The 20,473-nt window shown below is 36.2% G+C and carries 16 protein-coding genes; 11 read left to right on the forward strand and 5 right to left on the reverse strand.

Annotated elements, in window-relative coordinates:
* Nucleotides 1–3 precede the first annotated feature (3 nt).
* The 7 genes from HMPREF0669_RS09150 (at nucleotide 4) to HMPREF0669_RS09180 (ending at nucleotide 8,854) form a co-directional block, all read left to right on the forward strand.
* The gene (locus tag HMPREF0669_RS09150) at nucleotides 4–1,602 is read left to right on the forward strand and encodes a RagB/SusD family nutrient uptake outer membrane protein (RefSeq protein WP_044045764.1); all 1,599 of its coding nucleotides are present in this window, start codon (nucleotides 4–6) and stop codon (nucleotides 1,600–1,602) included.
* Nucleotides 1,603–1,700: 98 nt separating this feature from the next.
* Complete coding sequence (locus tag HMPREF0669_RS09155; RefSeq protein WP_009228251.1) at nucleotides 1,701–2,513, forward strand: endonuclease/exonuclease/phosphatase family protein; 813 nt, start codon at nucleotides 1,701–1,703, stop codon at nucleotides 2,511–2,513.
* Nucleotides 2,514–2,759: 246 nt separating this feature from the next.
* Nucleotides 2,760–3,563 carry a hypothetical protein gene (locus HMPREF0669_RS09160; RefSeq protein WP_009228252.1) on the forward strand — a complete coding sequence of 268 codons (804 nt, stop codon included), beginning with the start codon at nucleotides 2,760–2,762 and terminating at the stop codon, nucleotides 3,561–3,563.
* A gap of 81 nt (nucleotides 3,564–3,644) precedes the next feature.
* Complete coding sequence (locus tag HMPREF0669_RS09165; RefSeq protein WP_009228253.1) at nucleotides 3,645–4,772, forward strand: alkaline phosphatase; 1,128 nt, start codon at nucleotides 3,645–3,647, stop codon at nucleotides 4,770–4,772.
* A 148-nt stretch (nucleotides 4,773–4,920) separates the two neighbouring features.
* Entirely contained in the window at nucleotides 4,921–6,459 is a 1,539-nt protein-coding gene (locus tag HMPREF0669_RS09170; protein ID WP_232236488.1) for a trehalase family glycosidase, read from the forward strand.
* Between the two features lie 9 nt (nucleotides 6,460–6,468).
* Complete coding sequence (locus HMPREF0669_RS09175; protein ID WP_009228255.1) at nucleotides 6,469–7,299, forward strand: ROK family protein; 831 nt, start codon at nucleotides 6,469–6,471, stop codon at nucleotides 7,297–7,299.
* Nucleotides 7,300–7,384: 85 nt separating this feature from the next.
* Nucleotides 7,385–8,854 carry a metallophosphoesterase gene (locus HMPREF0669_RS09180; RefSeq protein ID WP_009228256.1) on the forward strand — a complete coding sequence of 490 codons (1,470 nt, stop codon included), beginning with the start codon at nucleotides 7,385–7,387 and terminating at the stop codon, nucleotides 8,852–8,854.
* A gap of 642 nt (nucleotides 8,855–9,496) precedes the next feature.
* Here HMPREF0669_RS09180 and HMPREF0669_RS09185 read toward each other — a convergent pair.
* Nucleotides 9,497–10,147 carry a hypothetical protein gene (locus HMPREF0669_RS09185; RefSeq protein WP_009228257.1) on the reverse strand — a complete coding sequence of 217 codons (651 nt, stop codon included), beginning with the start codon at nucleotides 10,145–10,147 and terminating at the stop codon, nucleotides 9,497–9,499.
* A 92-nt stretch (nucleotides 10,148–10,239) separates the two neighbouring features.
* On the opposite strand from HMPREF0669_RS09185, the gene HMPREF0669_RS09190 reads away from it, so the two are divergent.
* The 3 genes from HMPREF0669_RS09190 to HMPREF0669_RS09200 all read left to right on the forward strand — a co-directional run bounded on the left by HMPREF0669_RS09190 (nucleotide 10,240) and on the right by HMPREF0669_RS09200 (nucleotide 12,742).
* Nucleotides 10,240–10,740, forward strand: coding sequence for a replication initiation protein (locus tag HMPREF0669_RS09190; RefSeq protein WP_009228258.1), 501 nt, complete (start codon nucleotides 10,240–10,242; stop codon nucleotides 10,738–10,740).
* 103 nt (nucleotides 10,741–10,843) lie between these two features.
* A complete protein-coding gene (locus HMPREF0669_RS09980; protein ID WP_009228259.1) occupies nucleotides 10,844–12,220 on the forward strand; it encodes a hypothetical protein in 1,377 nt (458 codons plus the stop codon).
* Between the two features lie 6 nt (nucleotides 12,221–12,226).
* A complete protein-coding gene (locus HMPREF0669_RS09200; RefSeq protein WP_009228260.1) occupies nucleotides 12,227–12,742 on the forward strand; it encodes an outer membrane beta-barrel protein in 516 nt (171 codons plus the stop codon).
* Between the two features lie 447 nt (nucleotides 12,743–13,189).
* Here the strand turns inward: HMPREF0669_RS09200 and HMPREF0669_RS09205 are convergent, their stop codons facing one another.
* The 4 genes from HMPREF0669_RS09205 to HMPREF0669_RS09220 all read right to left on the reverse strand — a co-directional run bounded on the left by HMPREF0669_RS09205 (nucleotide 13,190) and on the right by HMPREF0669_RS09220 (nucleotide 18,783).
* A complete protein-coding gene (locus HMPREF0669_RS09205) occupies nucleotides 13,190–14,356 on the reverse strand; it encodes a DNA-binding transcriptional regulator (RefSeq protein ID WP_009228262.1) in 1,167 nt (388 codons plus the stop codon).
* 208 nt (nucleotides 14,357–14,564) lie between these two features.
* Nucleotides 14,565–17,534 carry a PEP/pyruvate-binding domain-containing protein gene (locus HMPREF0669_RS09210; protein WP_009228264.1) on the reverse strand — a complete coding sequence of 990 codons (2,970 nt, stop codon included), beginning with the start codon at nucleotides 17,532–17,534 and terminating at the stop codon, nucleotides 14,565–14,567.
* Between the two features lie 146 nt (nucleotides 17,535–17,680).
* Nucleotides 17,681–18,379: an LrgB family protein gene (locus HMPREF0669_RS09215; RefSeq protein ID WP_009228265.1), complete on the reverse strand. Its 699-nt coding sequence runs from the start codon at nucleotides 18,377–18,379 to the stop codon at nucleotides 17,681–17,683.
* Between the two features lie 2 nt (nucleotides 18,380–18,381).
* On the reverse strand, nucleotides 18,382–18,783 hold the full coding sequence (locus tag HMPREF0669_RS09220) for a CidA/LrgA family protein (RefSeq protein ID WP_009228266.1): 402 nt from the start codon (nucleotides 18,781–18,783) through the stop codon (nucleotides 18,382–18,384).
* A gap of 441 nt (nucleotides 18,784–19,224) precedes the next feature.
* Between HMPREF0669_RS09220 and HMPREF0669_RS09225 the strand changes: the two genes are divergently transcribed.
* Nucleotides 19,225–20,457 (forward strand): sugar MFS transporter, encoded by a 1,233-nt coding sequence (locus tag HMPREF0669_RS09225; protein WP_009228267.1) that lies wholly within the window; start codon nucleotides 19,225–19,227, stop codon nucleotides 20,455–20,457.
* Nucleotides 20,458–20,473 lie beyond the last annotated feature (16 nt).

The following is a 20,473-nucleotide window of genomic DNA, read 5'->3' on the forward strand; positions in this document are numbered from 1 at the left end:
ATTATGAAAATTCTTAATATAAAAAATATAATGGCATGCACTTTTGCATGTGTTATACTCAATGGCTGTAGCTTAGAGTACGAGCCTTATGGTGTTCAAGGCTCTGTAAACTTCTGGAAAACAGAAGCTGATGTAAACAAAGCGCTTGATGCTTTCCATGCTTTTACTTATGAAGAAGGCATTACAGGTCGTGGATTTATGTGGTTTGAGAATTGTAGTGATAATCTTGTCACAGGTCGTCCCCAAGCAGAAGCAGCGCAAATCAAGAACTTTCAGATGTCGGCATCAAATGGTAGAGATGCCAAAGACAATTGGCCCGCAATGTATCAGCTTATCGCTAAAGCTAATGATGTTTTGAGAAATGTTCCCAGTATGGATATCTCTGCGGAGGTAAAGAAGGTTGCTTTGGGGCAAGCTCATTTCTATAGAGCTTTTGCATACTTGTGGTTGGCACCTTATTATGGTGATAATGGTCCTAATGGTGGAATCCCTATTGTTACCGAGAACACACCTACAGATGAATTAGATCAGCCACGTCCTGCTTCAGTTCTAGCGAATTATGATATGATTATTGAAGATATGGATAAGGCTGCAGCCTCTCTTCCTCTCTTTTCTCAGTTGAGTGAAGATGATTATGGCAGACCTCATCGTGCTGCTGCATGGGCTTTTGCTGCACGTGCAGCATTGTATGCAGCTCAGTGGGACGCTACATATTATCAAAAAGTAATTGCTTATTGCGATAAAGTTATCAATCTTACAGGAGCTGATAAAAGAGATCTTTATCCCGATTATACTAAGCTTTTCCGTCCTGAAAACAACTTCTGTGAAGAATATCTTTTCTCTCTTTTGGGCAATGCAACCGAAGGTCCAAAGTTTCATGGTATGTCTTTCCAGAATGGCGGATGGGGTTATTTCAACACATGGGGTTATTTCCAGCCTACACTAGAGTTGTATAAGGCTTTTGAAGCTGGTGATACACGAAGAGATGCAACCATTCTTTATCCTGGACAACATATAACTTATATTGGTCATGATATTCATTTTGGAGTTTCACCTGCAGCTATTTCAAGTACATCGGGAATGACCTTTAGAAAGTTCATGGCTCCTTTTGAAGATGCAGATTGTATTGGAAAAACCCTAAATCCTAGCGGAAACAATGCAAGTAACACTCTTGGAACTTGCCTTATTCGCTTTGCAGATGTATTATTGATGAAAGCTGAGGCTTTAATTTGGACTCAGGGTGAAGGTAATGGTGAAGCAAAAGCGCTATTAAATAAAATTCGTCATCGTGCAGGACTCCCACAAAACTCTTCTGCAACCAAAGCAGAATTGAAGAACCAACGTCGTTGTGAGTTGGCATTCGAGTTCCAACCAAGTCGCCATCTCGATCTTGTTAGATGGGGAGATGCACAAACTGTTTATGCTAAACCATTGCATGGAATTGTTACAACCACAGATGGAACAACCATAACAAGTGTTACTGAAAAAGAAATTTGGCCACAACGTACTTTCGATCCTGTAAAGAATCAAGTATTTGCAATACCCGCATCTGAGATTAATAAGAGTGTTTTGCACAACTTGAAACAAAATATGGGTTATTAATATAAATGAGTTAATGAGCAGTTGGAAAGACTTTCAAGGATAAAGAAAGGCTTTACCGACTGCTTATAAAACGAAATAATAAATAAAATTTCATCATTATGAAAAAAATATGGATATTACTAGTTCTTGTCTCAGTTCTTAGTGTTCAGAACTTATTTGCACAAGATAAGATAAAAGTGATAACATTTAATATTCGTTCATTTGAACCCGATTTTGATGTTGCACCCTATGCAGAATTGTTGCGTAGTGAAGAGGCTGATATCATTTGTTTGAATGAAGTGGAAAATAGAAGCTCTCGTCAGCAACGTGATGGTAAATTCCGTGATGTTGTGGCAGAATTGGCGCAAAAACTCAATATGTTTGAAATCTTTGGATACTCTTATAACCTTGCCAACAAGAGAGGTGAGTATCCAGAAGAAAACTATCGTTATTCGCTTAACGAGCTTTATGGTAATGCCATCTTATCTCGTTATCCTATTTTGAATAGCAACTGTTTGCAACTTCCACGTCCTAAAGGTTCTGCCGATCAAAGAGGTGTAGTGTATGCAGATATTCTTCTTCCTACAAAAAAAATGTTCAGAATTGCAAGTACTCATTTAGATCACATGGGAGGACAGCTCGAACAGGCAGAGGTTCTTGTGTCAGATAAAGTATATACCTCATCTATTCCTATGATCTTAACTGGAGATATGAATCAAGGTCCTGGTTCTTCAGTGATTAATAAAATCGAAACAGCTTTTGAACGAATGGATAATGACAATGGAACTTATTTAGGATTGTCAAAAATTGATTTCATTTTTGGTTCAAAAGGCAAGTGGACTTTTGAGTCATGTCGTGTTCTCGACCGCTTTTTTAATGGCAAAGAACTTTCCGATCATTGTCCTGTTGTTTCGGTAGTAAAAATGAAATAGAATTGAGTTCACACATTGTATAATTTATATTCTATATCTTATCATTTTTTAAGTCAATTCCGCAGGTTCTAAAAGTCTTATCCATATGCTCGAAAAAGCATTGATATTGCACTTCAAAAGCATTGCTTTTGCATGCTAAAAGAATAGCTATTACAGTCTAAAAGCAATTGTTTTGCAACACCATAGTACAGAGCATTGATGATAGATGAGATATAAGTAATGAATAATTAAAATAAAAATAACGATATGAAACACCTACATTTATTTTTCCTTTTCGGTGCACTTTTGTGTGCTTCTTGTATTCAAGAAGAGTGGGGCGTTATTCCTAATCATCAAGGAAGTGCTGAAGAAATAAAGGAATGGGATAAAAATAAAACAATTGATGTTTATGTTGTTTCTAACTTGAGCAATAATACAGAAACACAAATTGATGCTATAGCAAGCTTCTTTAATAACAAAGGCAAGGATTGTTCTATTGGCGTTGTTGAACGTTCGGATATTCAAAATTATCCATCGTATAGTGCTTGTAAGAATTTTTCTACAGATCTTGCAGTGAAAACTGCTCGTTTTGCATCATTTTCTCTTCAACGTTATGCCGCAAACAACATTGAAGGAAGCACAATCTTGTTTAATCATAAATTGAATACAGAAGAAAGCTTTAAGGTAACTGATGATTGTTACATCAAATTTGTGCCTATTATGGCTCAAAGCAATGTGCAATCGCCTGTAAAAATCCTTGTGCCTTTTGCCACAACACGTTTTTCTAGCGAAGAACAGATCAGAGCATCTCTTCCAATACTTACTCGCTTAGAAGGTAATGGTTATGGAGCTGTCTTGGTGGGAACTGTGAAAAACCAATTAACCGAGAATCTTCGTTCTACAGTAAAGGAATTGAAAAACGTAAAAATAACCTTTGCAGTTAAAGAGGCAGATAAAGATTATGCTTTGTTTGTTATTGCTCCAACATCATGGATGTTGAGAAAAACAGATGAAACTAAATTGTCTGGAACATCAACTTATTGTCTTTCTATCGAGGCAAGTGTTAAATAATATATGATCTTTTCTATCACTCTATGGCTTTTAGAGTGGTAGAAAAGATTTCTTCTTCTCATCTTTTCAAAACGAAAAAAAATGAATTATCACGCAATCTCCCTTTGTACTCTATTTCTTTCCTTTGTTTTGGGAGTAAAAGGACAACAAAACACTACCCAAACATATACCTTAAAAACTCCTTATGCAGTGGAAAAGATAACTCCACCTAAAGGAAAAAAGGTGAAAAATGTCATCCTAATGATAGGTGACGGAATGAGTTTGATGCATATTTACACGGCATGGACTTGCAACAGAGGACAACTTTGGTTAGAGAATGCACAATATACAGGACTTTCTAAAACTCCTTGTCTCAATCGATTAGTGACCGATTCGGGTGCAGGAGGTACAGCATTATCGAGTGGAGTGAAAACTCGTTATCACGCAGTGGGCGTAGATGGCGATGGAAAACCAGTACCTTCGCTTTGCAAGTTGGCGCAACAAAAAGGCAAGTCGGCAGGTATAGCAGTCACATGTCGTCTTTGGGACGCCACACCCGCAACGTTCTGTTGTCACAATAGCGACAGAGATAGAGAGCAAGAGATTGCTGCCGACTATGTAAATTGTGGTATTGACTATGCTTTTGGAGGCGGAGCGAAGTTCTTTGAACGGCGTAATGACGGAAGAAATCTATTTAATGAGCTTACCAAAAAGGGCTATCAGATAGCTCGTTCATGGGAAAGTTTGGAGAAAATAAATAGTGGTAAGGTCTTTGCAGTACCTTATTTGGTAGACACTCCGCTACCAGATGAGCGTGGAGATTTGCTTGCTCGAGCATCATTAAAGGGCATTGACTTACTTAATCAAAATAAAAAAGGTTTCTTTATGATGATAGAAGGATCGCAGTTAGATGATTATGGCCACTTTAATCAATTAGATATGCTCATGAAAGAAACGCACGACTTCGACAGAACTATTGGTGCTGTGATGAAATGGGCGGCTAAAGATGGTGAAACACTTGTGGTTGTGACTGCCGATCACGAAACAGGAGGATTGACATTGTTAGGTGGTGACCTTGAAAAAGGCACTGTTACTTGTCATTTCTCAACCCGAGATCATTCTGGAACGATGGTACCTGTCTATGCATTTGGTCCAGGTTCAGAGCAATTTACAGGTTTTATGAATAATACCGACATATTTAAAAAGATTAAAAAGCTTCTAAAGCTTTAAGTAAGAACCCTTTTTTAGGCAAGAAACTATTGAAGAAATACACGTAAAGTAGCTTATGGAAATACATAATAGAAGTCTTTGGATAAAACGTTTCACTATTGTTTTGCTCAGTTTAAGCATTGTTTCGGTGTTGTTTGGGCAAAATCTTATGCCCTCAGGGTCGCCTCTTTACAAGCTTCCTTATAAGAATACCTATGTTATGGAGACGCTTGTAGCAGAGAATTCTTATCGAACACAGAAACCCCAAACAACTCTTCCTGGTACTTTCGAACAAGCAAAAAAAATGCTTCCACAGCCTTATTGGGAAAATCATAACGACGAAATTGCGATGTATTGGCATGCTTGGAAGTTGGCTTTGAGCAATATTTGTCACCCAAAAGAGAACTCAGGATTTGTAAATAGCTACATTGCACCTGCTTATAACGGTAATATTTTTATGTGGGACGATGCTTTTATCACAATGTTCTGCCGTTATGGACAACGCTTTTTCCCTTTTCAAGCAACACTAAATAATTTTTATGCAAAGCAACATCCAGATGGATTTATTTGCAGAGAAATAAGAGCTGATGGCTCAGATTGCTTTAGTCGCTATGATCCAACAAGCACAGGACCTAATATTTTGCCTTGGTCTGAGTGGCTATACTTCACTCAATATGGCGATGAAGCACGCTTAAATAAAGTCTTTCCCGTTCTTGCAGCTTACTATAAGTGGCTCAAATTGAACCGAACTTGGCGCAATGGAACCTATTGGAGCAGTGGTTGGGGAACAGGAATGGACAACATGCCACGTGTGAAAGACCCCTATAACACCATTTATAGCAATGGACATATGGTGTGGTTAGATGCTTGTTTACAACAGATAATGGTGGCAAACATCTTATTGAAGATGGGATTCTATCTCGAAAGATGGCAAGAAATAGAGACATTCGAAGACGATATAAAGCAACTTTCTGCCTATATTGAACGCAATATGTGGAACAAAGATTTGCAATTCCTATGCGATCAGTATGCAGACGACAGCTTAAGCAATGTAAAAGGAATCTATGCCTATTGGGCTTTGCATACAGATGTACTCTCAAAAGAGCGTCTTGACCAGCTTGTTGCTCACTTAAATGACACAACATCTTTCAATCGACCTCATAGAACACCATCTCTTGCAGCATCAAACCCAAAGTATAAGGCGAATGGAAGATACTGGTTAGGAGGTGTTTGGCCTGGAACTAACTATATGTTGATATCGGGTTTAACTCAAAAAGGATATCGACAACTAGCCTTTGATATTGCAATGAACCACTATAATAACGTCTTTAAGGTGTATAAAGATACTGGAACCTTTTGGGAATACTATGCTCCTGAAGACGCAAAGCCTGGCTTTATGGCTCGAAAAGATTTTGTTGGTTGGACTGGTTTACCTCCTATTTCTGTTTTAATAGAATATATTTTTGGTATAAGAGCTAATCTTCAACAGCATGAAGTTACTCTTGATGTAACCTTGACAGATGCTTATGGTATCAAAAAATATCCCTTTGGCGAAAATGGAAGTATCGATATTAAAGTTGAAAAACGTAATGATAAAAGTGTGAAACCTAAAGTAACAATTACTACAAATGAGCCGTTCAAACTTTTATTATTATGGGGAAACAATAAAAAAGAATTTGAGGTAAGAAAAGGAACTATAACTATTTAAACGTAAATTATGCAAACATCTATCTCAATAGACCTTGGAGGAACTAATATTAGAGTGGCTAAGGTCTGTAATAATGAAATAGTAAGTATCAAAAAAGAAGCTTGTAACGCACAGGGAACTGAACAAGAGGTTCTTCAACAAATCCGACTAATGATTGATGAACTTATCGATTCTAATGTACAAACAATAGGATTTGGAATTCCTTCGATTGTTGATACAGAGAAAGGAATAGCCTATAACCTCGTAAATATACCCTCATGGTTAGAAGTACACATTCGTACTTACTTTGAAAATTTATATCATTTACCAATAAAAGTAGATAATGATGTTAATTGTTTTGTTCTTGGCGAACAGCGTTTTGGTTGTTTAAAAGACTTCAAAGATGTGGTAGGAATTACTCTTGGAACTGGAGTTGGTGCTGGAATCATCATAAATGGAGAATTATATAGAGGTTTAAAAACTGGTGCAGGTGAAATAGGTTGCCTCCCATATCTTGATGATTGCTATGAAACTTATTGTAGTAGTGGTTTCTTTTCAAAGCATAATACTACGGGAGAGCAACTTTTTCAAGACGCTATAAATAGTGATGCAACAGCCAAACAATTATGGAAAGAATTTGGATATCATCTTGGAAAACTTCTACAAGTGGTGTATTATACCTATGCGCCGCAAGCAATTGTTATTGGAGGAGGGCTTTCTCAAGCATCAGAATTCTTTTATGAAGCAATGAGAAAGTCGCTTCACGAGGGCTTTATTTATCCAAATGAATTGAACGACTCTACCATTCGTTTCTCAACGCTAGCTAATAGTAATTTATTAGGTGCGTCATGTCTTCCTTAACATAATATTGTTTGAAACAAAATACAGCTAAAAAAGCAATAATAAAAAGAATATTAACATTATAATCTATAGACATACAATGACAATGAACAATAAATCATTACTTATACTTGTCTTTTTTGTTCTTCAAGTGATGAACAGTTGGGCTCAAAAAACTTTTGCATTTCACAATAATAGATTTCGAATTGCCCAGTTTACAGATTTGCATTGGGACCCACAATCTGCCAAGTGTGATTCAACCCGCAACACAATGCTTAAAATATTACAACGAGAAAAACCTGATATTGCAATACTAACAGGAGACGTTGTCACAGAGAAACCATATGAAAAGGGTTGGAAACAAATCATCGAAATATTTGAAACAGCTCACATTCCTTTTGTTGTTACAATGGGAAATCATGATGCAGAGCATTTCTCAAGAGATGAGATATATCATATTTTGTTTACTTCTAAACTCTATTCTGGTATCCCTTCTCCTGAAGATATAAGTGGAAATGGTAATTGTGCTTTGCCTATATATGCTAGTAATACTGCAAATGCAAGACCTAAAGCAGTTCTTTATTGTATAGATTCTAATGATTATCAGCCAGATAAGGATCTTGGAGAGTATGATTGGATACATTTCAATCAAATAGAATGGTATCGTCGCACATCAGAGGCTTTCACTTTGAAAAACAACAATCGTCCTCTTCCTTCACTAATGTTTTTTCATATTCCTTTAGTAGAATATCACAATGTCCTAGAAAGAGGTGATTATCAAGGTAAATATGAAGATGATGGCATTTGGTCGGCACGTATCAATAGTGGAATGTTCGGTAGTTTGGTAGATAAAAAAGATGTTATAGGTGTTTTTGCAGGCCACGATCATCAAAATGATCTTATAGGATTAGAGCGTAAAATTGCCTTAGGCTATGGTAGAGTAAGTGGTTACGATGCTTATGGAGCATTAAAACCAGGTGCAAGAATAATTGAGTTGTATGAAGACTTGTTTAAGTTTGATACATGGATAGCCACCAACGATGGTAATAGTGATTATTTCTATTACCCATCTGGTTTATCTTCAAAAGATGAAGAACAATTAACTCTTATGCCTGCTCTTTCTGTTCAGCCTAAACAAAATGGTATTTCTTATCGTTATTACGAAGGAAATATGAGGCAAACTGCTGATATTTTGAAAGCAACGTTAAAGCAACAAGGTGTTATGCCTAACTTTACTATCAATGAAGATGGCTCAAAAGACCATTTTGGCTATATCTATTCTGCTTATATAAAGGTGCCAGAAAGTGGGGTTTATCGTTTCTATACTTATTCAGATGATGGCTCAAGACTATTTATAGACGGCGTAGAAATCGTAAATAACGATGGTGGTCATAGTGCGAGACGTGCCGAAGGTAAAGCGAATTTGGCAGTAGGTTTCCACAAGTTAGAACTTCATTATTTTGAAAATTATATGGGACAAGCTCTTGAAGTTGGCTTTTCTACAAAAGATATAACCGAAAGAACCATAGCTCCATCAATGCTTTGGATAGATGGAGAAGTGAAAAAGAAAAAGTGATAAGATAAGAACCATTATTGATGTATGATATTCATGTTCAATATTGATATTATTCTAAATCATGAAAAGGGGTCTCTTTAGTTTAAGTGATAAGTGAATTTGTTTAGTTTTTTATAAAGTTTTGAATAACAACGAGATGTTGTTTAAACTAAGAGTCCTTGTGAAAGGACTATTTTCTCAAGAAAAAAAAGAGACTAGAGGCTCAGCGGAGCCTCTTTTTTTTATTAATAAACCAATCATTCTTGCGCTTTCTTAGAGATTATTCAAAAGAAGTTGTTTACGAAAACATGTGAAAGAAAAGGCAAGCAGTTAAGCTTTTTCTTTATTGAACTCCATAAGTTCCTTCAAAGATACATTTTTATTGTGCTACAAAAGCAATCGTTTTAGCTTGCAAAAGCAGTCCTATTATTGTGTATTTACATTGCTTTTAGAACGCAATTGCATTGTTTTTATTCCTCAAGTATTGTCTTCTAATTTATTAATTGCAATGTGGGTCTTTTTTTATTATTTATCATGAGAGGTTAAAAGGAATAAAAGATAAGTCTGCACAAAACAGGTATTGTTCTTTTTACCCTGTTTGTGCAGACTTTAATTAAGGCTTGTTATATTATAGATTATTCAATTTCTATATGTTAAGAATATTTAGTTCATTACCTTTTTGCCATTTACAATATACACACCTTTAGGCAGATTACTAAGCGAATTGGTGTTGCCCACTTTCACTCCGCTAAGATCATACACTGCAACGGGGTAGATCATAGGATTGTTTATTGTGGTTATTGAAGTTGGAGTACCTGTGTAATTCACCGTAATAGTTTCGATAATCGTATTCTTATTTTTACCCGTAAAGGTTGCAACTTTACCTACATAGTCGAAACCAAAAGTCTCTTCAGACATTGCCATCTCTTCATCTGGATCAGGAAGGAGGTACTTATCATTTTTTAGATCAAAGTTCCAAATACTATTTACGACAATATTTATGCGATAAATCTCAGTTCCTTCGGGGGCAGTTATAATGATGTCGTTTTTGGGATACACAACAAAGAGCCCATTTTCAATACGGTTCCAGTTGGTGTCGTTGTGTTTCTTGTTTACAATTGTAAAACCTTTCTCCTCAATCTTAAATCCATCTTCAAACTTTCCAATGTCTGGATTGTCTCCTTTTTTTGCATTAACAAAGTTCCAAGGATTCTTTTTAAAGTTGAAAGTAACATAGCCATTTGCTTTCATTGCATTACTAATGAAAAGCATGCAAATAGAAAGTAGTGCAAATTTTGTAGATTTTAAGTGCATAATAATTATTTGTGTTTGTTGTAAAAAGTTATTCTTGGTTTGTTTTTTGCAAAGGTACGATGTTGTGAATCGTCTTAAAATACCTAAAAATAATGAATTTGTTATGCTCTATCGAGGAATTCCGTAAAATGTTCTCACTTGAAAAGAAATTTAAGGCGGTTGCTGATATAGAAAGATTTGTTCTTGAAGTAGCCCAAAAGGAACTTGACGAAAGCAGCCCTTATTCGTTCACGTGGGAAAGGCAGGAAGTTTCATCGAGGGGGTGCAATGGAAAGAAAGTCGTTGGTTATACGTTCTATCCAAAGTTTATTCAGAAGAACAAAGACCCACAGCTTGAAAAGAAAGAACTGCAAGCAAAGGTCGGCAACATTGCAGGTGCTTATGGTATGCTTGATAGAACTGTATCTGATTATCTTCTGTACAATCTGAATATGACCAAAGAAGAGATAAACGCTAACAAAGCTTTGTTCTTGACGGCTCAACAGACATTGCCAAACCTTGTCGAACACCTTGCAGACCTAAGAGAAAGAGCTGCACGAAGTGGCAAAGGCACTGGCTGGATTATCAATGGACTAAAGGGAAAAATAAAATAATTCTCAATATATACATTCTTATTAGTTATTTTTTTTTACCTTTGTCTCACATAAAACAATTATCTTTACAAATCAATTTATAATAAAAATCTATGATCATCTTATGAAAGCGAAACTATTTTTAGGAGGAGCACTTTTGCTATTATTTGCATCATGCTCAACAGATGATGTTTTACCGCCATCAGTAACTACAGAAAAGTCAGAATCTTCAAAAACAAATCTTGATGCGTTGTTTAATTCTTCCGATAAAGAAAGTCTTAAGAATGCCATTTTAGATGCTAAACAGCTTACAAGAAGTACTCCTTCCAAAGACTATGTTTCTTTACTGGATATGGTGCTAGATAATGATCCTATCTTACTCCAGTTCACAAAGGAAGAACAGGAATACATAAAGAAAAATCACCTTACATACTATGATATATTTAACTATGAAGATCTTGTTCCTAATCTCAATTTTGCACGTCTCTTAAATTCTAGGGGTGAAATACAAGTAAAAGACTCTATCTATAAAATAACTCCTTACGGCACTTTATCCACAAGCATTAATAATAGAGAGGCATTAGATGACGCTGTAAGCAAACTTGAAAATGGAACATTTGACGAGAAACCTACAAATGGTGTAAAATTAAAAAGCACTTATAGTACTTTAAAGGAAAACGGAACTATTGTCCCGATGACAAGAACTTCAATAGAGAATATTCCTTATAGTAATTTCCCATCTTATACTAGCGATAGTCATACTTTTGTTGGAAAAATATTAGGAAGAGTTTTTGGGGATCGTTCCGTTAAACATCATGATTTCATGAAAGGATATCGAATAAAAGGCTCTTTATATGATTATGATTACGGAGTTTATTCCGAAGTAGGAGCTTTTGTAGCCTCTAGAAAAAAACGTGGTGGTTTTTTTAGAAAATTGAATGGTTGGAAAGGAACAAACGCAGAAGAACTGTCCATTACATATAGAGGAGTTGTCTTAGAATTAGATTTGAAAATACCTAAATTAGACTTCCCTAAGGCTCCAACGGTTGTCAGTGAATATTCTACATTGGATATTCCTGGATTAGATAAGCCTGTACCTTGTATTGATATTTGGGGTATGGAAATAACTGATCAGCAGATAATGAAATTCGGAGGACAAGGACTGAAAGAAGGATTAAAAAAAATAAATGACATGGTCAATAAGAATGTTAACCCTAATGCAAGAGCAGTCCGGTTCTTAACTCCTGATAAAGTTTATATTGTCATTTTAGATAAGCAAATTAACGAGTATAATGTAGATCAAGTACGTAAAGTATTTAACTCTCAAGTAAAATTCTATTTATCTAATAAAATGATAAGTAATCCATTTTCATTTCAAGCACTTTATAACTTTATGTCAAATGTTAGAAATCTTCCTGTTAAGCGAATGAAAGCTGGTCAAGTTATCCTGGCAGGAAAGATAAATGGAACTTGGGGTGGTATGAGAATTTCTAAAAAATAATATAGTATGAAAAAACTTTTTGCAACATTTTTACTGCTTACGATTTCTAGTCTAGCATTTGCTCAAAAAAAGACTGTTCAGGTAGAAGCTGGTATTACTTATCCGATTGGATTGAAAAAAAACGGTAACAAAGAAAATCATATAGGCTTTTATGCTAATGGCATATATAATTTTACTAACAGTCCATTGAGTGCCAAACTTAGATTAAGTTATGACAGCTATACAGTGGTAATGAACGAATATTCTAATTCTCCTTTCAATGGAAGATCATTAGTTATTCTGCCATCTGTTAACTATAACTTTCCGACATCATCAAAGGTAGAGTTCTATGCAGGTGTAGGTGCAGGAGTCTCTATTGATAATATGGATCGCGGTGTGTTTAATAATGGAAAAAAATGCCATGCTGTATGTGCTCCTCAATTAGGAGTAAATATCATAAACCATATAAATATTTCTGCTCAATATAACATTACTCAGAAAGATTTTTCTAGGTTGATGTTAGGTATTGGATATATTTTTTAAGGGTCCATCTATAAATACATAATAAGAGGGAGTGTTTTTTCAAACACTCTCCTTATTCTTTCCCAAACCTTTCTTCCCAAATCGGTCATTAGTCCCTATGGTATGCTCGCTAGAGCTGTATTTGATTACCTTTTGTACAATCTGAATATGACCAAAGAAGAAATAAACGCTAACAAAGATTTGTTCCTGACGGCTCAACAGACATTACCAAACCTTGTCGAACACCTTGCGGATCTCAAACAGAGAGCAGCACAAAAGGGAAAGGCTGGATTATCAACGGACTAAAGGGGAAAATAGAAAAAGGAAAATAACTTGCATCAGTAGATATGAACACTGGAATTTTAATGATGATCTTCGTCATCGCAATAGCCAATATTGGCGGTATTTACTATAAATGATGCGGTCCTCATAAGATATGAGGTATAAGAAGATTTTAAAAACGTGTGTCTACTTGTTTCTATTGCGATAACATTGAGGAGTTGTGCCCTTTCTTGCTTTGAATAATTGTGAAAAGCTTCCGTAATTATTGATTCCAAGTTGAATGATGATGTCGCAGATTGGAAGGTTAGTTGTTTCTAATAAAGACGCAAAATAGTCTATCCTACAATCTATAATATAGTGATATACCGATGTTCCTGTGGCTTCTTTGAAACGTATCTCAAGTAAACGACGAGACAATGGCACTTGTGCAAGAATGTCTTTAACATTGATAGAATGGTTGATGTTGCATTTAATGAAATCTAATACTTGTAAGATATATTTGTCTTTTGTAGCAAATATGTCTGAAGAAGCATTGTTAATAACTGATACAGGTTTAATGTAAATATTGTGATTACTACGAATTAGCTCTTTGTTTGTTATAGATTTTTCTATAAATTGAGCTGTTTTATAACCTCCATCTTCAATATCTAATCGAATAGTTGATAGCTTTGGGTCGGATAAGTCGGCAATCATTTTATCATTATCAACTCCTAATATGGCAATGTCTTGTGGCACTTTTATACCTGATAGTCTACACACTTCGAGTGCATTGTTAGCTTGATTGTCATCACAACAAAACAAAGCAGTATGAGATGGTAGGTTTTTTATCCAAGAAGAGAGTTTAGGTAGATCGTCAAACCAAAAAGAATCAAGCTTTTGGTTGTCGTATATAAAAATATTATTGTTTATTCCTTGCTGTATAATCTCTTGTTTATAGCCCCAAAAACGTTCATCACTCCATACGATGTTTCTATATCCAAGAAATGCAAAATGCTTGAAACCACGTTGCAAAAAGAAACGTGCAGCCATCTCACCAGTAGCAATGTAGTCGCCAGTTATATTGGGAATAGAATTGAAACGTTGCTTAAAATCTTGCGCAATTACTGCTATTCCGTGCTGTAAAAGTAGTTCTATGTTGTCGTTTTGCTCAAATCTACCAATAATTGCATTGGCTTTCCAGTTTAATGCCCATTGAACTACACCTTCTATGCCATATTGTTGTTTATAAGAAGGGGGCATACGGCATATAACCCACGATTCTTGAGACTGTTCTTTGGCATATTTTTGTACGCCTAAAAGCAACGAATGCGAGTAGGTTTCTGTGAAATCTGTTAAGAAGATGATGCGTATCATGATTGGATAGATGTATAGCTTTAGGGTTTCGTATTGCAAATTTACAGAATGTAGGGTAATTATTGCACAATAAAATGCAAAATTCCCTTATTAACTATGGTGAAGTTAATAAGAGAATGTTATAAAATTATAATATTGTTGTTGAGAATTTGCAACGTAGAAGTTATTTGATTGCCATGTTCTTTCTTTTTGTTTAGGGTGTTAGCACTTAGCTGATTAAAGGAAAAAGCACTGCACCTTCCTGACATTTTCCGTCCATTACTATTCTAAGAGGATGTGGAAAACGTACATGTCGCACATATTTAGTCTCTTCAACAGCAGGCATTTCGTCGAGAATTTGTTGTTGAATGAATCCTTGTTTGCTGTTTTCATCAATCGTAAAGTAGCCTACTCCAAAACTAGTTAGGTTTTGAAAGAAGTGCGTTCCCTGACTAGGTTCGATGCGATAATTCGTAAGTGAGGTCTCAATAATGAGCTTTGCTGCGCTAATATGAGGCCATTTAACTGGTATTCCCAACCAATGATCGCTCGAACCCCATCGTCCTGGTCCTATAAGAATATAGTTTTTGTTCTCATCTGCAAAGCTTTTGTTCAATCGTTCAATGTCGTTTGCAACGTAATAGTTATTGGCGGCAGTGAAAGAATCGTCTGTTTTAACATACACAATATCTGTGATATCATTGATAATGCCGTGTCCTAACGAGTTGTGTGAGCGTAAAACACATTGCGAATCGTCTATTTTTGTTACGTCTTCGCTTAACATTTGCTTGCTATCCACAATGGGTCTTATTTGCAATAGATATAAACTTCCCGTTCTATCTTCGTTGATGTTGCAGGCAAACTCAATTTCAATGGGTCGTTTCATCGCATCTGCTCCACAGCGTTGAGCAATTTGTAGCAACTCAGGAAGTGGGAAAACGCCTTGTTGAAGCACGCCTGTAAAAGAGATAATCTTACGCCCTTGTGGGTAAAAACCTTCACGAATGATTTGGTCGTAGGCATCGTATGTAGATGAAATATAGGTTAAAGAACCATGGTTTTCAGCCTCTTTCACCCGCAAATTCTTGATATTAAAACCATCGTCTACCTTAAATAACAAATCAATATCATTAAGATCGAGTGCATTAAAGCGTGTTTGCGTTTCTCGAAGAGCTATTTCTGTTTCACTTGTTTGTAGCACTTGGTGTGGATGATGTGGCGAAACACGAAGCGTTAAGCCTCCATCTACAATGTATTTACCCAATCCTAATGCCAAAGAAGCAATGCCTTCTTCTGCCATTTCGTTGCCAATGGGGTAGTAGTTGATAGATCTTAACACCCCACTAATGGTTGGATAGAAGTAGTGGTCGTAGGTTTTGCCCACCACTTCTTGCAGAATCACAGCCATTTTCTCTTGGTCTATCACATTACTTGTAGCCGTCATATAAGCCTTTGAGTCCTTATAATACACCGAAGCATACACCCCTTTAATGGCAGATTCGAGCATATTGAGCATCAACTCTTGATTGTTGAGATGCGGAATCATGTAAGTTGAGTATATACCAGCGAATGGTTGGTAGTGAGCATCTTCCAAAAGCGATGACGAACGAATGGCTATTGGGGTGTTAGTGGCTTTAAAGAAAGTGATAAAGTCTTCTCTTAACTGTTGTGGAAGCTCCGCTTTTAAGAAGTGATTCAATATCTCTTCGTCCGAAATATTGCTTAATGCAATGTGGTAAAGATTGTTCTTCTCCATAAATTGGTCGAAGATATCAGTACAAAGTACCAGCGTTTTGGGTATTTGTACACTCACTCCTTGCCATTGTTCGAACTCAGTATTGGTTTTAATGATATTGTCTAAGAATGCAAGACCTCTGCCTTTTCCGCCCAAAGAACCCTCTCCAATGCGTGCAAAGTGTGCATATTGGTCGAATTTATAGCGGTCGAAGACAGCCACAACACCGATATTCTTCATGTGGCGATATTGAACTATGGCGTCAAAGATAATCTGTCGGTGCGTATCAACATCTTGTAATTTATGCCAAGTGATGTCTTTTAAGAATGCAGATACAGGAAATATGGCTCTAGCACATAGCCAACGACTCATGTGATTGCGTGATATATGGTAGTGCATAGAGTCGTTTGGAATGGTGAAGATATTATCTTGAAGTTCCTTTAGCGTACCAATTCGCATAATTTCCTTTCGTGTTTTTGGGTCACGAAAGATGAAATCGCCAAATCCCATGTGCTCTTCCATGAGGTGACGGAGGTCTAAACTCATCTTTTTAGAGTTCTTATCTACGAATCGGAATCCAGCTTTCTCTGCCTTTTCTCTATTCTCCGACTCTGCACTTTGCATGATAAGCGGTATATATTCGTCGTATTTCCTAATCTCAGTTAACAGCTTTAAGCCTGCTTCTGGGTCTTTTTCGCCCTTAAAAGGAAAGCGTGCATCGCTAATAACACCAAGAGTATTATCACGATATTTATTGTATAAAGCAATTGCCTCTTCATAAGTACGAGCCAAAACCACTTTTGGGCGACCACGCTGGCGTAGAATTGCAGCATGACGATTTAACGCTTCGGTAGATAAACGCTTACTTTGTGCTAGAATGAAACTATATAAATGGGGGAGAATAGACGAGTAGAAGCGAATAGAGTCTTCGACAAGTAGAATCATTTGAACACCTGCTTCTGCAATGTCTTGTTCGATATTCATCTTGTCTTCAATCAGTTTTATGATTGAAAGAATGAGGTTTGTGTTGCCTAACCAGCAGAAAACATAATCGAAAATACTTAAATCTTCGTTCTGCATACGCTTTGTTATACCGTGAGAAAAGGGCGTTAACACAACACATGGGATAGTTGTGAACTTGCATTTAATGGCTCTTGCCACGTCGAAAGCATCGTTGTCGGCATTACCAGGCATACAAATAACAAGGTCTATATTGGTTTTTTCCAATATATCTTCAGCCTCTTCTATAGTACTCACCTGCGTAAATGTAGGCGGATAGCGCATTCCAAGCTCCATATACTCATTGTATATCTTCTCTTCAATGCGCCCATCATCTTCAAGCATAAAGGCATCATAGGGGTTAGCCACAATCAAAACGTTATAGATGCGTCGCATCATTAAGTTGGCAAAGGTCACATCTTTAAGATAAAATTTGCTCCATTGGTGTTGCGGTTGATTAGTCATTGTTTTTTGATGGTTATGCTTTTAGATTGTAATAAGATAGTTTTTTCCCCGTAAAAGGATAGCTATTGCTGTGTAAAAGGATAGTTATTACGATGTAAAATGATAGCTTTTGTTATATAAAAGCTATCTAATTCATTTTCAAAGGATTATAAAAGACCCATTAGTCGTAATAAGGTGGGAGCTAATAACGATGTGAAAATACCATTAAGAATGATTCCTAAGCTGGCAAAAGCACCATATTTAGGACTGTGAATCATGGCAGTTGAGGCTCCTACAGCGTGAGTTGCCGAGCCCATTGATAAGCCTTGAGCGATAGGACTATTGACATGACCATAGTAAAGCGTCTTAAATCCCATTATAGCACCTAGTATTCCAGTGATAACAACAACGGCAGCGGTAAGTGCAGGGATACCTCCTATAGATGTAGTGACCTCCATTGCGATAGGAGTTGTTACCGATTTGGCTGCCATAGAGATAACAACAAGCTTTGATGCACCAAAGATTTTCGCCACAAGAACAGCACTAACCACTCCCACACAGGTGCCAATAAACTGGGCTACCATAAGTGGAAACCACAAACGTTGTATGGCTTTAAATTGCATATACAAAGGAACCCCAAGAGCAACAACGGCAGGTTTGAGCCAAAACTCAATGAGTTGGGCATTCTCTCGATATACAGAAAAAGGAACTTTGGTTATCTTTAAATAGCAAATAATTACAACAATGGCAACGAAAATAGGATTAAGTAAAATCCAGCCAGTGCGTTGTTGTAAACGACGAGCGCAAAAAAACGCACCAAAGGTGAGTGCTAATATAATATATTGGTTAGAAAAGAAACTTGCCATAACTATTCTTCTTTTTTGCTTCTTCTTTGTTTTCTAGTCTGAAGAATTTTATTTTTAATAATTATTCTTTCTATTTTTATCACCAATTGATGGGCTTGTCCGGTGGCAATAAGTACACTAATGGTACTGATAACCGTTGCCATGATAATTGGAATAAATTCTTTTTGAATTAAATCTAAATACAACATGATAGCTACTCCTGGTGGAACAAAGAAGAAACCAAGGTTAGATATCAAAAATTCTGATAGTTTTTGAACCCACGAAAGTTCTACGATATTGAACTTTAAGAGGGCTGTTAGCGCAAGCATTCCAATGATACTCGAAGGCAGTTTGATGCCCGTTAGCCAAACAATAAACTCGCCTATGGCTAAGCAACCAAAGATAATAAAGAATTGTCGTGCCATAATTATAAAGGTGTTACCCTTTTATTTAATGTTATCTTTTGTGTTATTTATTCTTATTCGATAGGTCTTTGATACCTATCATGTGCAAAGTTACAATTAAAAAGTTTTGTGTACAACTTATTTTTCATGAACTTCAAAATAGTAAGGTTAATTCTTTTGATGTAGTTCTTTTCTTTGTTTTGAATCAAGTTTGATGGTAATAAAAAATGGAAAACGAGAGATTTAAGGGAGTAATGATGTAAAAGAATAATGTTATTTGTATTCATTTCGTATTGTTTTATCTATAAAATGTATCTTTGCAACGCAATTTTACATTCTGTTGACTAAAGAGAAACAAGGAGAATGAATACAAACGATTATTTATGTATTGTTTTTTTTGTTTTCAAAAAGAGAATGGTGGCAAAATAATCGCAATGAAAAGAACAACGAAGCTATATATTAATGAATACGACTAGTGATAAAAAACAATACAAACTCACCGAACAAAAGTATGTCATACCATTCGTAATGATTACAGTTTTGTTCTTTTTATGGGGCTTTGCACGTGCCATATTAGATGTATTAAACAAGCATTTGCAGAACGAATTAGGCATCACTATCACCCAATCGGCATTAATTCAGGTTACAACTTATTTGGGATATTTCCTCATGGCAATTCCTTCGGGATTGTTTATTAGTAGATTTGGATATCGAAAGGGTGTAGTTCTAGGGCTCATTCTCTTTGCCATTGGGGCATTTACCTTTATTCCTGGAGTGTATGTAGGTGGCTTTAATGTTTTTCTTCTTGCTCTTTTCATTATAGGTTGTGGCTTAACTTTCCTCGAAACAGCAGCCAATCCATATGTAACCGAATTGGGTTCGCCTCAAACAGCCACAAGTAGATTGAATCTATCTCAATCGTTTAATGGCTTAGGCAGCTTGTTTGCAACATCAATCGTGGGACTTTTCTTCTTTCGAGAAACAAGCTTTTCACATGCAGAAGTAGTATCGAGAGTCGGCGATGTGTTTGTTCCTTATGTCATTTTAGGCATAATTGTGCTTTTAATTGCATTCTTATTCTCTCGTGTTGAGCTTCCCGAAATACCTCATAATGATAATCTACATAACGAAAGTTTGGGTAAATCACTAACTCAACTCTTTAAATTCAAGTCGTTTACCTTTGGTTTAACAGCTTTGTTAGCTTACGAAATAGCCGAAATCTCAATCAATAGTTATTTTATTAACTTTGTAACAGGAATGAACTGGATGAGCGATAGCACAGCTTCATTGTTGCTAACGCTTGCTTTAGGCTTTTTTATGGTGGGTCGTTTCTTGGGTAGTTACATTATGAAACGCATATATCCCAAGCGTGTTTTGGCTCTTTGTGGAGTTGGATCTGCTATTTGTTGTTTGGTTGTTCTGCTTAATCAAAATATAACATCAATGGTTGCATTGCTTGGAATATATCTTTTTGAGGCAATAATGTTCCCCACTATCTTCTCTCTTGCATTGCAAAACTTAGGTGGTTTAACCAAAAGAGCGTCGTCGTTGTTAATGATGACACCAATAGGAGGATGCGGTTTTTTGCTCATGGGTTATCTTGCAGATCATACAAATCATACCATTCCTTTTATACTACCATTGATTGGGTTTTGCATAGTGGCATGTTATTCATTTTTTCTTAATAAAAAATAAGAGCTTGAATAAATAC

The sequence above is a fragment of the Prevotella sp. oral taxon 299 str. F0039 genome (genome assembly GCF_000163055.2).
Classification (GTDB): Bacteria; Bacteroidota; Bacteroidia; order Bacteroidales; family Bacteroidaceae; genus Prevotella.

What these genes read in the sequence shown, in the direction of transcription:
- HMPREF0669_RS09150 (WP_044045764.1), top strand. Translation starts at nt 4, where the DNA reads ATGAAAATTCTTAATATAAAAAATATAATGGCATGCACTTTTGCATGT.
- HMPREF0669_RS09155 (WP_009228251.1), top strand. Translation starts at nt 1,701, where the DNA reads ATGAAAAAAATATGGATATTACTAGTTCTTGTCTCAGTTCTTAGTGTT.
- HMPREF0669_RS09160 (WP_009228252.1), top strand. Translation starts at nt 2,760, where the DNA reads ATGAAACACCTACATTTATTTTTCCTTTTCGGTGCACTTTTGTGTGCT.
- HMPREF0669_RS09165 (WP_009228253.1), top strand. Translation starts at nt 3,645, where the DNA reads ATGAATTATCACGCAATCTCCCTTTGTACTCTATTTCTTTCCTTTGTT.
- HMPREF0669_RS09170 (WP_232236488.1), top strand. Translation starts at nt 4,921, where the DNA reads ATGCCCTCAGGGTCGCCTCTTTACAAGCTTCCTTATAAGAATACCTAT.
- HMPREF0669_RS09175 (WP_009228255.1), top strand. Translation starts at nt 6,469, where the DNA reads ATGCAAACATCTATCTCAATAGACCTTGGAGGAACTAATATTAGAGTG.
- HMPREF0669_RS09180 (WP_009228256.1), top strand. Translation starts at nt 7,385, where the DNA reads ATGAACAATAAATCATTACTTATACTTGTCTTTTTTGTTCTTCAAGTG.
- HMPREF0669_RS09185 (WP_009228257.1), bottom strand. Translation starts at nt 10,147, where the DNA reads ATGCACTTAAAATCTACAAAATTTGCACTACTTTCTATTTGCATGCTT.
- HMPREF0669_RS09190 (WP_009228258.1), top strand. Translation starts at nt 10,240, where the DNA reads ATGAATTTGTTATGCTCTATCGAGGAATTCCGTAAAATGTTCTCACTT.
- HMPREF0669_RS09980 (WP_009228259.1), top strand. Translation starts at nt 10,844, where the DNA reads ATGAAAGCGAAACTATTTTTAGGAGGAGCACTTTTGCTATTATTTGCA.
- HMPREF0669_RS09200 (WP_009228260.1), top strand. Translation starts at nt 12,227, where the DNA reads ATGAAAAAACTTTTTGCAACATTTTTACTGCTTACGATTTCTAGTCTA.
- HMPREF0669_RS09205 (WP_009228262.1), bottom strand. Translation starts at nt 14,356, where the DNA reads ATGATACGCATCATCTTCTTAACAGATTTCACAGAAACCTACTCGCAT.
- HMPREF0669_RS09210 (WP_009228264.1), bottom strand. Translation starts at nt 17,534, where the DNA reads ATGACTAATCAACCGCAACACCAATGGAGCAAATTTTATCTTAAAGAT.
- HMPREF0669_RS09215 (WP_009228265.1), bottom strand. Translation starts at nt 18,379, where the DNA reads ATGGCAAGTTTCTTTTCTAACCAATATATTATATTAGCACTCACCTTT.
- HMPREF0669_RS09220 (WP_009228266.1), bottom strand. Translation starts at nt 18,783, where the DNA reads ATGGCACGACAATTCTTTATTATCTTTGGTTGCTTAGCCATAGGCGAG.
- HMPREF0669_RS09225 (WP_009228267.1), top strand. Translation starts at nt 19,225, where the DNA reads ATGAATACGACTAGTGATAAAAAACAATACAAACTCACCGAACAAAAG.